We start from the raw sequence: 13211 nt of genomic DNA, 5'->3' as shown, positions 1-13211 counted from the left end.
CAACGACTTCTCATTCAAAATGAATAAACTATCTTACTTTGATTCGGGTGCTGAAAAGACGCTCTTCGCTATCTTAGCATGCTTTGTGGCGATCTTCCCCGTGATGAACATGATCTTCCCCGAGGGTTCGCTACTTCACGTTAGCAGCTTCCAACTCAATGTCTGGGGCAAGTACCTGTGCTATGCGATTCTCGCAGTGAGCCTCAACTTCCTCTGGGGTTACACTGGGCTGTTGTGCCTGGGCCAGTGCCTTTTCTTTGCTCTCGGTGGCTATGCATTTGGAATGTACCTCATGCTCATGATTGGGGAATTAGGAGCCTATAAAAGTGTCCTGCCCGACTTCATGGTTTTCTTAGGCTACAATGAACTCCCCACCCACTGGAAACCATTCTATAGTCCAACATTTGCAATCTTCGCAGCGATGTGGGTGCCCGGCTTGGTAGCCTTCCTATTTGGATTATTAGCCTTCCGCTCACGAATCAAAGGCGTCTACTTTTCCATCCTCACCCAGGCGCTCACCTACGCAGCAGCCTTACTCTTCTTCCGCAACGACTTCACCTTCGGAGGGAACAATGGGTTCACCGACTTCAAGTTCATACTCGGAACCAACATCAATGACCCAGCTGCAGCACGTGGCCTCTTCTGGGCCTCTGGCGCCTTCCTCATCGGTGTCTATCTACTCATCGCCTGGCTGCTAAAAAGTAAGTTCGGATTGGTACAACGTGCGATTCGTGACTCAGAAAACCGTGTCCGATTTTCTGGCTATTCTACGACACACTACAAGGTCTTCATCTTTGTTTTGAGTGCCATGATCGCCGGCCTCGCTGGCGCACTCTATGTCCCCCAAGCAGGTATCATCAACCCCAGTGAAATGTGGCCCACCAAAGGGTTAGACATCGTCGTCTGGGTCGCGGTAGGCGGGCGTGGATCCAAATTCGGGCCAATCATCGGAGCCGTCTTAATCAATCTGCTCAAGAGCTTCACCACCCGCGCCTACCCGGAAAGTTGGCTGATCATCCTTGGCTTTGTCTTCCTCTTCGTGGTGCTCTTCATGCCCAATGGCGTCATGGGGCTCTGGGAACAAATCAAAGCCTATCTCGCAAAGAAAAAGTCCAAGCAAGTAACTGCCAGCGCCTAAGTCACCATCGCCATGTCACATCACCCACTTTACAAAGACACTGACTTGGTTCTCTCGATCGAATCAGTCACCAAAAGCTTTGATGGATTCAAAGCAATCAATGACCTCAACTTCTACCTTGGTGAAGGAGAACTCAGAACGATCATCGGACCAAATGGCGCCGGTAAGAGCACCTTCATGGACCTCATCACAGGACGCACGCGCCCAGACGAAGGCACCCTGAAGTACCACCAGGATGATGGCCATGACCTCGACCTAACCAAACTACGTGAGTATGAAATCAACCGCCTAGGCATCGCCAGAAAATTCCAGACTCCGAGCATCTATCAACACCACAGTGTCTACGATAACATCGTACTCTCGCTGGGACACAATCGCTCCGTACTCCACGCACTTTTCTACAAAGAAAGTAAACCCGATCGAGAAGCCATCGAAGAAGTACTTGAAACTATCAGGCTGCAAGACATGCGCCACCACCAAGCAGGCTTGCTATCGCACGGCCAAAAGCAATGGCTAGAAATTGGCATGCTCCTAGCGCAAAAGCCTCGCATCTTGCTCGTGGATGAACCTGCTGCAGGAATGAGTGATGAGGAAACCGAGCGAACTGGTGAGCTGCTGCTCAGTCTCGAGGGAAAGCACAGCATCATGGTGGTGGAGCACGACATGGAATTCATCCGCCAGATCGCACGCAAAGTCACGGTGCTCCATCAAGGACATGTGCTCAAAGAAGGAAAGTTTCTCGAAGTCGCTAACGACGCAAAAGTGAAGGAAGTCTATCTAGGTAGACAAAAGCATGAATAATCCAATGGCCCAATCAAACAAAGTCACCTTGCAAGGCATCAACGTCGCCTACGATGGATCTCGTATCCTCAGAGACGTTGACTTCAACATCCCAGAAAACTCAGTGGTTTCATTGCTTGGCCGCAATGGCGTTGGCAAGACCACCACCCTCAAAACCATCATGGGCATTGCCCCCGCAAGCTCAGGCACCATCACTCTCGATGGCAATGAAATCCAAGGTCTTTCGACAGAAAAACGAGCGCGCTCAGGCATCGGCTATGTCCCTCAAGGAAGAGAGATTTTCTCGGGGCTCAGCGTGTGGGAGAACCTCAAAATCAGCATGAGCATCCACGGCAAAGATAACGGAGAAAAGCTCGATGAAGTCTTTAGCTTGTTCCCCGTGCTCAAAGAAATGCGTAATCGCAAAGGTGGTGTTCTGTCTGGTGGTCAGCAGCAACAACTCGCCATTGGCAGAGCGCTACTCACCAACCCTAAACTCTTACTGCTCGATGAACCGACCGAGGGCATCCAACCATCGATCATCGATCAAATCGAAGATGCCATCAACTACCTCAAAAAAAACTACGATATGAGCATTCTCCTCGTTGAACAGTACATCGATTTTGCCAAAGCATGCTCAGACCACTTTGCCATCATGGAACGAGGAACCATCGTCGAAGCTGGCAAGATTTCTGCTCTTACTGATGATGTGATCGCTCAGTACTTAACCGTTTAAATCTAGCTCCTCATGCACCTAACACCCAGAGAACAAGAAAAACTCATGGTGGTTGTCGCTGCCGATCTAGCTCGCCGCAGGCAAGCGCGTGGCTTGAAACTGAATTACCCAGAAGCTATTGCCATCATCACCTATGAAATCGTCGAAGGAGCTCGCGATGGTAAAAGTGTTGCACTTCTGATGGATGAAGGGACGCGCATTCTGTCAAGAGATGACGTGATGCCAGGCATTCCAGAAATGATCCACGAAGTGCAGGTCGAGGCAACTTTCCCTGATGGCACCAAACTCGTCACCGTCCACCACCCAATCCAATGATCCCAGGAGAAATCATCTGCGCCGATGCCGAAGAGCTCGTGGCAAATACCGAGCTCAACACCCAAGTGATCGAAGTCAGTAATACCGGTGACCGACCGATCCAGATTGGCAGCCACTACCACTTCTTTGAAGCCAACAACGCACTCACATTTGATCGACCAAGCACCCTAGGTTTTCGACTCAATATTCCTGCGGGAACGGCAGTGCGATTCGAGCCTGGCGACACGCGTGAGGTCGAGCTTGTCGCCCTAGCTGGCAAACTTGAAGCATGGGGGCACCAAGCACGAGTCAACGGACCAATCAACCAGTAACGCCATGTCACTCAAACTTACCAGAAAGCAATACGCAGAGCACTTTGGGCCGACCATTGGCGATAAATTGCGACTCGCTGACACGGAACTCTTCATCGAAATCGAAAAAGACTACGTCACCCAAGTCGCGGGCTACGGCAATGAAGTCAAATTCGGCGGCGGCAAGGTGATCCGCGATGGCATGGGCCAATCGTCACAAGCACTCGATAAAGAATGCCTCGACCTCGTGGTCACCAATGCGGTCATCATCGACGCCGAACTCGGCGTGATCAAAGCCGACCTTGGCATCAAAGCGGGACGCATTGTCGGAGTTGGCCATGCGGGCAACCCAGACATCCAGGACGGCATCGGCTCGCTCGTCCCACATCCAGAAACTGGAGAGCTCGACCCCATGGTCATCGGTGCTGGCACCGAAGTTCTAGCTGGAGAAGGAAACATCATCACTGCTGGTGGTGTGGACTCACACATCCACTTCATCTGCCCCCAGCAGATCGATACCGCCCTGGCCAGCGGAGTCACCACCATGCTAGGCGGAGGCACCGGCCCAGCCACTGGCACCAATGCCACCACATGCACCCCAGGTGAGTGGAACATCAGCCGCATGCTCGAAGCCGCAGACGAGTACCCAATGAACCTAGGGTTCCTAGGCAAAGGCAACTGCGCCACCAAAGAACCGCTGCGCGAGCAAATCATGGCTGGAGCGATCGGGCTCAAACTTCATGAAGACTGGGGCACCACCCCAGCAGCCATCGACACCTGCCTCAGCGTGGCCGACGAAATGGATGTGCAAGTAGCAATCCACACTGACACGCTCAACGAGTCGGGCTACCTCGAAGACACACTCAACGCATTCGCAGGTCGCACCATTCACACCTACCACTCCGAAGGTGCTGGTGGTGGCCACGCGCCCGACATCATGAAGGTGTGCTCGCACCCTAACGTGCTGCCATCATCGACCAACCCAACGCGCCCATTCACCGTCAACACCATCGATGAGCACCTCGACATGCTCATGGTCTGCCACCACCTTGACTCAAAGATCCCCGAAGATGTGGCCTTTGCTGAATCTCGTATCCGTCCGCAGACGATCGCCGCAGAAGACATCCTTCACGACATTGGTGCGATTTCCATGATCTCATCCGATAGCCAAGCAATGGGCCGTGTCGGCGAAGTCGTCATGCGCACCTGGCAGACTGCCCACAAGATGAAGCTGCAATTTGGTAAGTTAGAATCTGAGACGCATCCTCAATCAGACAACTTCCGCGCCCTGCGCTACGTGGCAAAATACACCATCAACCCTGCGATTGCCCACGGCATAGGTGATCAAGTCGGTTCACTCATGGTTGGCAAGATTGCCGATATCGCCATGTGGAAGCCAATGTTCTTTGGCGTAAAACCAGAAATGGTTCTCAAGGGAGGGATGATTGCCCTCGCCAATATGGGCGACCCCAATGCCTCGATCCCGACGCCGCAGCCAAACTACTACCGCCCGATGTTCGCTTCACACGGCGCGGCGAAGTTCAGCACCTCATTCACCTTTGTGAGCAAGCAAGCACTCGATCAAGGGATCAAGGAAAAGCTCAAGCTCAACAAAGAACTCATCGCGGTTAGAAACACCAGAGAGATCACCAAGAACGATTTGCTATTCAACTCGGCCATGCCAGATATTGAGATCGATCCCGAAACCTACACAGTCACCGTGGATGGCGAGGTCATCACTTGCGAGCCACTCGACGAGTTGCCCTTGGCCCAACGCTACTTCCTATTCTAAATGCCCACTGAGGTCCCCACAGTATTGATTCTAGCATCTTGGTCGGACGACATTCCAGCCGAAGTCATCGATATTGAAATCGACCGTCACAGCATCGTCAAAAGGCGCTGGAGAAAGCTGGCTAGCAATGGCAAAGAAATTGCATTCCAGCTCAATCAAGCAGCTAAACACCACGACCTCTTGGCGGGAGCCGACGGCCATTGCTACAAGCTAGTACAAAGCCCAGAATCGGTCATCGAGATCCCCATGCCAAACGACCACGCGATGGCCACTAAGCTAGGGTGGTACTTGGGGAACCAACACCTCGGCATCGAAGTGAGAGAGAAGTCCATCCTCCTCGAAGACATCCATACCTTACGCAGATCGCTCGACAAAATTGGCATCCCCTACCAGCAAAAAAACGACATTTTCCTCTGCAGCCTGCACTCTAGCCACAGCCACTAACAATGGACTCTAACTCACCACAATCCCTTTGGTTAGCCACACTGATACACTACAGTGATGGCGTGCTCCCTGTCGGAGCTTATGCTCATTCCTTTGGCTTGGAAGGCATGATCCAGTTAGGAGTGGTGACAGATGCCGGTTCACTAGAGAAATTCCTGCTCCAAGACGTCACTGAGGTATTAAAATCAGTCGATTTACCCCTGGTAGCACACGCGTGGCGTGCGTCCCAATGCCGGGATCTCGCGCATCTGATCGAGCTAGACTCACTCTCCAAAGCACTCCGCCCAGTGCGCCAACTCCAAGAAGCAACGAGCAAAATTGGAAAACAACAGTGGAAGATTTTCAAAGAAACCTGGGGTGCTTCGAATGAAGAATTAACCCAGTTCCAATGGAAACATCACCAAAGCCCGGTCGTGTTAGGAATGATCCTTGAAAGAGAAAATGCTCCTATAGAAGCAGCACTTTGGTCCTACGCCTACCAAACGTACTCAGCGCAACTGCAGGCGGCACTCAAATTGCTACCCATTGGACCAAGGATGAATCAGCAGCTCCTCCATCGCGCGCTGCAGCACTGCCAGCCAGCAATCGAAGCTGCACTCAATACAGCAGTCGACGACATTGGATCCGCCAACCCAACTTGGGATCTAGCGGCTTCCTCACACGCCCACGCTCAAGCCAGAATGTTTATCTCCTAATGAACTCACACAACAAAAATGCCATTCGTGTTGGAATCGGCGGCCCAGTAGGCTCCGGAAAATCCACCCTCTGCCTCACCATCTGCGAACGCTATGGCAAGTCGCGCAAGATGGCGGTGATCACCAATGACATCTACACCCAGGAAGATGCCAAGCTCCTCATCCGTCACTCAGCCCTGCCCGAAGACCGCATCATTGGTGTCGAAACCGGCGGCTGCCCGCACACCGCGATTCGCGATGATATATCGATGAACCTAGATGCGGTGGATGAGTTAGAAAGCCGCCACGAGGGGCTCGATTTCGTGCTGATTGAAAGCGGTGGTGACAACCTCACAGCCACCTTCTCCCCCGAGCTTGCGGATGTCTTCATCTACGTCATCGATGTCACAGAAGGCGATGACATTCCACGCAAAGGCGGACCAGCAATTGCCCACTCAGACTTCCTCGTCGTCAACAAAGTCACCCTAGCACCCTACGTTGGCGCTAATGTCGAACAGATGCGTGAAGATTGCTCCAGCAAACGCGACGGAAAACCATTCCAGATGATCGACCTCAAACAAGGGATCGGACTCGATGACTTCTTCGCTTGGTTTGAGCGCGATGTTCTCTTCTCAGACATCCCCGACTAACAATAAAGAACCCATGCCATCCGCCTGTCTCCAGTCCCAAGCAACATTGCACTTTTCGTATTCCGAGGAGAGTAAACGCACGCGCTTGGCAAAGCGTCAGCTGGGCGGGCTCAGCCATATCAGCAAAGGCTATTGGGATGATGAACTCCTTTCCATCCAATTGGTGAACCCCACTGCGGGACTATTCGGCGGTGACAAGCTGGAGATCGAAATCGATTTGGCTGAGCAATCAAATGTCGCAATCACCTCACCAAGTGCCACCCGCTTCCACACCATGGCTGACGATGCACAGGCAGAAGTCAACCAACACATCACCCTAGCAGCTGATAGTCATCTAGACTACTGGCCCGAGATGCTGATCCCACAGCGTGGTGCACATGCTGTCCAACGCAGCAGCATCCACCTCTCCCCCTCCTCAAGCCTGCTGCTCCTAGATTCACTGGCACCGGGACGCGTGGCTCATGGCGAGATCAATGCCTACCGGACCTACCAAAACCATTTTGACCTTTTCATTGATGGTGAACTTCGAGTCAGAGAACGACTCAATCTGACTCCTGAAAATCAAGTATTGCCCATGAGCACCCCAGATTGGGAGGCCTGTTACATGGCCAACCTTTGGTGCTACGACAGCAAGATTGAAGTCTCAGAAAAAGTCCTAGCACAAGAACTCAAGCAAGAGCTCGGCCCCTACGCAGCAGTCTCCGATCTCGGTGAAGGCCTCTACATCTTCCGCCTGCTAGCACCCAAATCAGTCACCTTCCACAAACAGGTCAAAACCCTACGCAGCATACTCAAAAACCTAGGGTTCTGCAAAAATGTCGACTTTAGAAAACTCTAACCACAATAGTATAAACCATGAAAAAAGCATCCATCGCCCTAGCTTCTCTGACAGCTCTCACCAGCACAGTTATCGCTCACCCTGGTCCAGTAGGACACAGCCATGACGGCACCGAAGAATGGCCATTCCCTGACTTCAACTGGCCAATGCTCCTCATCGCCACAGCGGTTCTTTGCATCGTAGCCGGCATCTACAGCCTGCGCAAAAAGCAAGAAGACAAGAAATAAACACTCTCTCATAAAAACAAAAAAGCACCCTGGGTTTTGAACCTAGGGTGCCTTTTGATTTTTAAGCAATGGGCTGATTATTCAGCGGAGTCGCTGGACTCTTCGGGAGCAGCCTGGGTTTCTTCACCCTCGGTCGCTTCGTCGTCGAGTTCTTCCTCTTCATCATCTGGGACGACTCGGGCGATGTCTTTAAGAGCCACGTCATCTTTCATGGTGACCAGCTTCACCCCTGAGGTGTTACGTCCAGCTTCGCGGATGTCAGCGCAGCGGATGCGGATCGATTGGCCGTCAGAAGTCATGAGCATCAGCTCATCCTCAGGAAGCACCATGACAGAGCCGACAACTTCGCCGGTCTTCTCATTGCACTTCATCGTGATGATTCCCTTACCACCACGTGTCTGAGAGCGGTAGTCAGCAAATGGAGATCGCTTACCTATGCCATTCTCAGATGCCACAAGGAGCGTTCCCTCGTCATTGACAATCGCCATACCGACAACGTAGTCACCATCTACCGGACGAATACCTGCGACACCGGCTGTGTTACGGCCTTGAGCACGTGCTTGATCTTCGGTGAAGCGTAGTGAGAGACCCTTGCGAGTCACCAGAATCACTTCGTCGTCGCCAGTGGTCACACGCACATCAATGAGCGAATTCCCCTCGTCCAGCTTGATCGCGATGATGCCGTCTTTACGATAGTTTTTGAAGTCAGCGAGTGCGGTTTTCTTCACCTTACCTGAGCGCGTGGCGAACAGCACAAACTTATCTTCCACAGCAAGGGTGATGTCATTACCATCTTCATCGAGCTGACGCTCCAAACGCAAGGTGGCGGCCACTGTTTCCTCTGCTTGTAGGTTGAGTACATTCTTAATGGAACGGCCCTTAGAAGCGCGGGATCCTTCAGGGAGTCCGTAGACTCGTTCCACAAACACACGCCCTGTATTGGTGAAAAACATGAGGTAATCGTGCGCTTGAGCAGAGAAGAGGTGCTCGACGAAGTCTTGTTCGTCGTCATTCTTATTCTTGGTCTCCATGCCTTTGACTCCCTTGCCACCACGTGCTTGAACACGGTACTCGGCACTCGGGGTGCGCTTGATGTAGCCTTTATTGGAAAGTGTCACGATCATGCCATCATTGGCAATCAGGTCTTCGATAGCGATTTCTCCTTCATCCGGTAGGATTGGGCAACGACGTGGGGTCGCATGCTTTTCTTTGATCTCAAGGAGCTCTTCCTTGATGATGGTAAGCACGCGGGCTTCAGAACCGAGGATATCGAGGAAGTCTTTGATCTCTTCGAGAAGCTTGTCGTACTCCACCTTCACCTTGTCCTGCTCCATACCAGTGAGCTGGTAGAGGCGGAGTTCGAGGATCGCATTGACCTGGCGGTCGGTGAAGACGTAGCGGTCGTTGACGATGCTGGCTTGGTTACGAATGAGAATTCCTAACTGCTCAGCGGTCTGGGTAGAGAAGTCGTAGCCTTTGAGGCGCGTTCTGGCTTCATCGCGGTTCTTCGAATCACGGATGATCTTGATGAAGTCATCCAAGTGGCCGAGAGCCAAGAGGAAGGCCTCCAAGTTCTCAGCGCGTGCTTCCGCTTTCTTGAGCAAGTAGCGTGTGCGACGCATCACCACATCACGACGGTGCTCGATAAAGGCATCGAGCGCATCAATCACGGAGAGCTGCTTAGGGCGGCGCTCGTGGATCGCCAACATGTTGACACCGAAGGATGTCTCCATCGAAGTAAGCTTGAAAATTTGGTTCATCACCACCTGTGGACGAGCTTCACGCTTGAGCGTGATCTCGATGCGAGTCTCTTCATCTGAGAGATCGCGCATACCGGAAATGTCGGTGAGAATCTTCTCACGCACAAGCTCAGCAATCCGTTGCTGCAGCACGGCACGGTTCACTCCGTGTGGTACTTGGGTGATGGTGATGATGGAGACCCCTGAGGCCTTCTCATCCACCTCCATCGTGCCGCGCATTTTGACGCTGCCTCGGCCGGTGCGGAAATAGGAATCAATTCCCTTGAACCCGCGAATCTCACAAGCTCCCGCGAAGTCAGGACCTTTGATGTATTGTTTCATCTCTTCCACAGTGATCTGTGGATTGTCGATACGAGCACAAACACCATCAATCACCTCACCCATGTTGTGGGCTGGGATGTTGGTGGCCATACCCACCGCAATACCCGTACCACCATTGATGAGGAGGTTCGGAATTGCAGCTGGAAGCACGACAGGCTCGTCGCGGGTTTCATCGTATGTTGCCGTGAGATCGACAGTTTCCTTTTCAAGGTCTGTCATCATCGCCGTACCCATGTGGGTGAGGCGGGCCTCCGTGTATCGCATCGCCGCAGCGGCGTCGCCTTCCACAGAACCAAAGTTTCCTTGGCCGTCGACTAGCGTCTCACGCATCGTCCAAGGCTGCGCCATATTCACCAGAGTGGTGTAAATCGAGCTATCACCATGCGGGTGGTACTTACCCATCGTATCACCCACAATACGCGCACACTTCAAGTGTGCCTTGTTCGGTGACAGTGATAGATCGTTGAGCATCGCATAAAGAATGCGTCGCTGGGATGGCTTGAGACCGTCTCGCGCATCTGGTAGAGCACGAGAAATAATCACGGACATGGAATACTCCAAGAAGGAGTTAGACATCTCTTCCGCGACGTTAATCGGCTTAATTGAATCGTTCATCGTTTTAAAATTAAGTTATTAGTAGCGGTGATTAAACGTCTAGGTTTCTAACGTTAAGAGCATTGTCTTCGATGAAGCGTTTGCGAGGCTCCACGATATCGCCCATGAGAACATCGAACATCTTGTCCGCTTCGATCGCATTTTCTTCATCGAGTCTGACGCGAAGGAACTGACGTTTCTCTGGATCCATGGTGGTGTTGTAGAGCTCCTTGGCATTCATCTCACCGAGTCCCTTGAAGCGTTGAATACGCATTCCACGGCGACCGATTTCGAGCACGGAATCGAGCAACTCGAAGAGGTTGAATACAGGTACTGCTTCGGCATCATCGCCACTACCTTCCACAAGTTGGAAGAGTGGTTTGTCCTCCGCGAAGAACGGATTCGCCTGCACCCCTAGCTCTTCAATACGTGCCAGAATCTTCTGGATGGCAGTCGCTTCGTGAAGCTCATGCTTCATCGCCCGTCGCTGCAATCCATCAAACTTCTCTTTGTATGCGGCCTCTTCTTCCTCAGTGAGTTCTTCGTCAAAGAGCCTGAGGTCGCGGTTCTCTGCAGCAAATCCGAGAAGTTCTTTCTCGGTATCGAAGTAATGAATGAATTCTTCATTCCCCTGACGAACACGTACGAGGAATTCCGGAAGGTGTCCCTCATTCTCAGCGGCGAGAAGCTCACGGAAGCTACCACCATGGCCTTCCAAGGTGTTGGTGAATCGCTTGAGTTGCGCGAGTGAGTCAAGTACCGAGCGAAGCACCTCAGCATCATTGACTGCATCGACTCCATCTTTGACCAAGCGCACATCTTCTGAACCCAGCTCGATAAGAATCTTATTCAATGCCGCATCATCCGCGATGTATTCCTCACGTTTTTTACGCGTGATCTTATACAAGGGTGGTTGCGCAATGTACAAATAGCCAGCCTTCACAAGTTCCGGCATGTGGCGGCAGAAGAAGGTGAGCAAGAGCGTGCGAATGTGAGATCCATCGACATCAGCATCGGTCATGATCACAATTTTTTGGTAGCGCACTTTTTCAAGGTTGAAGGCCCCTTCCTGGTCGCCCTCACCAATCCCGGCTCCGATCGCAGTGATCATCGCCTGAATTTCCTTATTCTGAAGCGCCTTGTGCAAGCGTGCCTTCTCAACATTGATCACCTTGCCTCGAAGTGGCAGGATCGCTTGGTTGATTCGATTTCGGCCAGATTTGGCCGAACCACCAGCGGAGTCACCCTCCACAATGTAGATTTCTGATTTTGCCGGGTCGCGCTCGGAACAATCCGCTAACTTTCCGGGAAGGCCACCACCAGACATGACTGACTTGCGTACCGTCTCACGTGCTTTACGTGCGGCTTCACGCGCACGGGCAGCATTGACAGCCTTGTCGATGATCTGCTTAGCAAGGTTCGGATTCTCGTCAAAGTACTCTTGAAGCCCTTCATAGACGATGGATGAAACCACCCCTTCGATCTCAGCATTCACCAATTTGTCTTTGGTCTGGGAACTGAAACGTGGGTTCGGCATCTTCACACTGATCACGCAAACGATCCCTTCACGCACATCATCACCTGAGAGTGACGGGTCCTTGTCCTTAAGGATCTTGTTCACCTTGGCGTATTGATTGATAGAACGCGTAAGAGCACCTCGGAAACCGGTGAGGTGAGCACCACCATCGGCATTCGGAATCGAGTTCGCGTAACACAGAATATTGTCTTGGTAGCTGTCGTTGTATTGGAACACCACGTCAGCAAAGACGTCGTCTTCCATGACCTTGCCGTCGTAATCGATTTCAACCTGACGTTTGCCATTTAAGACAACAGGTTCTTCGTGCACGGTGGTTTTGCTCTCACTGAGCTGAGCCACAAATTCTTCAATTCCTTTCGCGTAGTAGAAAGTTTCTTTCTTTTCGCTCTCAGGACGTTCGTCTTCAAGGACGATAGTGAGCCCTGGGTTGAGGAACGTGAGTTCGCGAAGGCGAGTCGCCAAGCGATCAAATTCAAAGGTGATTGTATCTACAAAAATAGTAGCGTCTGGGAAGAACGTCACTTTGGTGCCGGTCTTATCAGATGGAGCGTCCCCGACAACCTCAAGCTGTTGCGTCGTCTTGCCTCGCTCGAAGGTGATCTGGTGCACCTTACTATCACGCGTGACTTCTGCCTTAAACCAATCAGAAAGCGCGTTCACACACTTCGCTCCAACCCCGTGAAGACCGCCAGAGTACTTGTAGGCGCCCTGGCCAAACTTACCACCAGCATGGAGGCTCGTGAGCACTAGCTCAACGGCCGGAATGCCAAACTTTGGATGAATGTCCACGGGAATACCACGACCGTCATCCGAAATCGAAATCGAACCGTCGACGTGCAGTGCCACTTGGATTGTGGAACAATAACCTGCTAGATGCTCATCAATCGAGTTATCTAGCACTTCAAAAACACAGTGATGTAAGCCTCTAACATCGGGGTCACCGATGTACATACCGGGGCGTTTTCGGACCGCTTCGAGGCCCTCTAACTTATCGATTTGTGAGGCGCCATATTCCTGATCTCCGGAAACATTTGTATCAGCCTCTTCGGGCTCAATTGGCGTGTCTGACATGAGTAGATAGAGCGTATAAGTTGAACCTAATATGACAAGAAAGA

Annotated in this window: 13 protein-coding genes; 11 read left to right on the top strand and 2 right to left on the bottom strand. The window is 52.0% G+C overall.

All coding sequences use genetic code 11. The features are described 5' to 3' along the window. Positions 1-19 precede the first annotated feature (19 nt). From urtC to F454_RS0112410, 11 genes are read left to right on the top strand one after another with little or no spacing between them, the layout of a single operon-like run. Positions 20-1138, top strand: coding sequence for an urea ABC transporter permease subunit UrtC (gene urtC, locus F454_RS0112460; protein ID WP_018970992.1), 1119 nt, complete (start codon positions 20-22; stop codon positions 1136-1138). A 12-nt stretch (positions 1139-1150) separates the two neighbouring features. Beyond that, positions 1151-1939, top strand: a complete 789-nt coding sequence (urtD, locus tag F454_RS0112455; RefSeq protein WP_018970991.1) for an urea ABC transporter ATP-binding protein UrtD — start codon at positions 1151-1153, stop codon at positions 1937-1939. Beyond that, a complete protein-coding gene (gene urtE / locus F454_RS0112450) occupies positions 1932-2654 on the top strand; it encodes an urea ABC transporter ATP-binding subunit UrtE (protein ID WP_156817278.1) in 723 nt (240 codons plus the stop codon). The genes urtD and urtE overlap by 8 nt, the downstream gene beginning before the upstream one ends. Before the next feature lie 12 nt (positions 2655-2666). After that, entirely contained in the window at positions 2667-2969 is a 303-nt protein-coding gene (locus F454_RS0112445; protein ID WP_018970989.1) for an urease subunit gamma, read from the top strand. Continuing rightward, positions 2966-3280, top strand: coding sequence for an urease subunit beta (locus tag F454_RS0112440; RefSeq protein ID WP_018970988.1), 315 nt, complete (start codon positions 2966-2968; stop codon positions 3278-3280). Before F454_RS0112445 ends, F454_RS0112440 begins: the two co-directional genes overlap by 4 nt. 4 nt (positions 3281-3284) lie before the next feature. Then, entirely contained in the window at positions 3285-5051 is a 1767-nt protein-coding gene (gene ureC / locus F454_RS0112435) for an urease subunit alpha (RefSeq protein WP_018970987.1), read from the top strand. Continuing rightward, complete coding sequence (locus tag F454_RS0112430) at positions 5052-5495, top strand: urease accessory protein UreE (RefSeq protein WP_018970986.1); 444 nt, start codon at positions 5052-5054, stop codon at positions 5493-5495. Positions 5496-5497: 2 nt separating this feature from the next. Beyond that, positions 5498-6190 (top strand): urease accessory protein UreF, encoded by a 693-nt coding sequence (locus F454_RS0112425; RefSeq protein WP_018970985.1) that lies wholly within the window; start codon positions 5498-5500, stop codon positions 6188-6190. Next, the gene (ureG, locus tag F454_RS0112420; protein ID WP_018970984.1) at positions 6190-6819 is read left to right on the top strand and encodes an urease accessory protein UreG; all 630 of its coding nucleotides are present in this window, start codon (positions 6190-6192) and stop codon (positions 6817-6819) included. Before F454_RS0112425 ends, ureG begins: the two co-directional genes overlap by 1 nt. A 13-nt stretch (positions 6820-6832) precedes the next feature. Next, positions 6833-7657 (top strand): urease accessory protein UreD, encoded by an 825-nt coding sequence (locus F454_RS0112415; RefSeq protein ID WP_018970983.1) that lies wholly within the window; start codon positions 6833-6835, stop codon positions 7655-7657. A 17-nt stretch (positions 7658-7674) separates the two neighbouring features. Next, positions 7675-7884 (top strand): hypothetical protein, encoded by a 210-nt coding sequence (locus F454_RS0112410; protein ID WP_018970982.1) that lies wholly within the window; start codon positions 7675-7677, stop codon positions 7882-7884. Positions 7885-7961: 77 nt separating this feature from the next. Here the strand turns inward: F454_RS0112410 and gyrA are convergent, their stop codons facing one another. Together gyrA and gyrB are read right to left on the bottom strand one after the other, a co-directional pair. Next, positions 7962-10580, bottom strand: coding sequence for a DNA gyrase subunit A (gene gyrA, locus F454_RS15190; protein WP_051083306.1), 2619 nt, complete (start codon positions 10578-10580; stop codon positions 7962-7964). Between the two features lie 31 nt (positions 10581-10611). Beyond that, on the bottom strand, positions 10612-13167 hold the full coding sequence (gene gyrB / locus F454_RS0112400; RefSeq protein ID WP_018970980.1) for a DNA topoisomerase (ATP-hydrolyzing) subunit B: 2556 nt from the start codon (positions 13165-13167) through the stop codon (positions 10612-10614). Positions 13168-13211 lie beyond the last annotated feature (44 nt).

The organism is Rubritalea marina DSM 17716, assembly GCF_000378105.1.
In the GTDB taxonomy this organism is placed as follows: domain Bacteria; phylum Verrucomicrobiota; class Verrucomicrobiia; order Verrucomicrobiales; family Akkermansiaceae; genus Rubritalea; species Rubritalea marina.
This window is presented reverse-complemented; position numbering and strand designations above follow the sequence as displayed.

What these genes read in the sequence shown, in the direction of transcription:
- F454_RS0112425 (WP_018970985.1), top strand. Translation starts at nt 5,498, where the DNA reads ATGGACTCTAACTCACCACAATCCCTTTGGTTAGCCACACTGATACAC.
- urtC (WP_018970992.1), top strand. Translation starts at nt 20, where the DNA reads ATGAATAAACTATCTTACTTTGATTCGGGTGCTGAAAAGACGCTCTTC.
- ureG (WP_018970984.1), top strand. Translation starts at nt 6,190, where the DNA reads ATGAACTCACACAACAAAAATGCCATTCGTGTTGGAATCGGCGGCCCA.
- gyrB (WP_018970980.1), bottom strand. Translation starts at nt 13,167, where the DNA reads ATGTCAGACACGCCAATTGAGCCCGAAGAGGCTGATACAAATGTTTCC.
- F454_RS0112410 (WP_018970982.1), top strand. Translation starts at nt 7,675, where the DNA reads ATGAAAAAAGCATCCATCGCCCTAGCTTCTCTGACAGCTCTCACCAGC.
- urtE (WP_156817278.1), top strand. Translation starts at nt 1,932, where the DNA reads ATGAATAATCCAATGGCCCAATCAAACAAAGTCACCTTGCAAGGCATC.
- F454_RS0112430 (WP_018970986.1), top strand. Translation starts at nt 5,052, where the DNA reads ATGCCCACTGAGGTCCCCACAGTATTGATTCTAGCATCTTGGTCGGAC.
- F454_RS0112440 (WP_018970988.1), top strand. Translation starts at nt 2,966, where the DNA reads ATGATCCCAGGAGAAATCATCTGCGCCGATGCCGAAGAGCTCGTGGCA.
- F454_RS0112445 (WP_018970989.1), top strand. Translation starts at nt 2,667, where the DNA reads ATGCACCTAACACCCAGAGAACAAGAAAAACTCATGGTGGTTGTCGCT.
- F454_RS0112415 (WP_018970983.1), top strand. Translation starts at nt 6,833, where the DNA reads ATGCCATCCGCCTGTCTCCAGTCCCAAGCAACATTGCACTTTTCGTAT.
- gyrA (WP_051083306.1), bottom strand. Translation starts at nt 10,580, where the DNA reads ATGAACGATTCAATTAAGCCGATTAACGTCGCGGAAGAGATGTCTAAC.
- ureC (WP_018970987.1), top strand. Translation starts at nt 3,285, where the DNA reads ATGTCACTCAAACTTACCAGAAAGCAATACGCAGAGCACTTTGGGCCG.
- urtD (WP_018970991.1), top strand. Translation starts at nt 1,151, where the DNA reads ATGTCACATCACCCACTTTACAAAGACACTGACTTGGTTCTCTCGATC.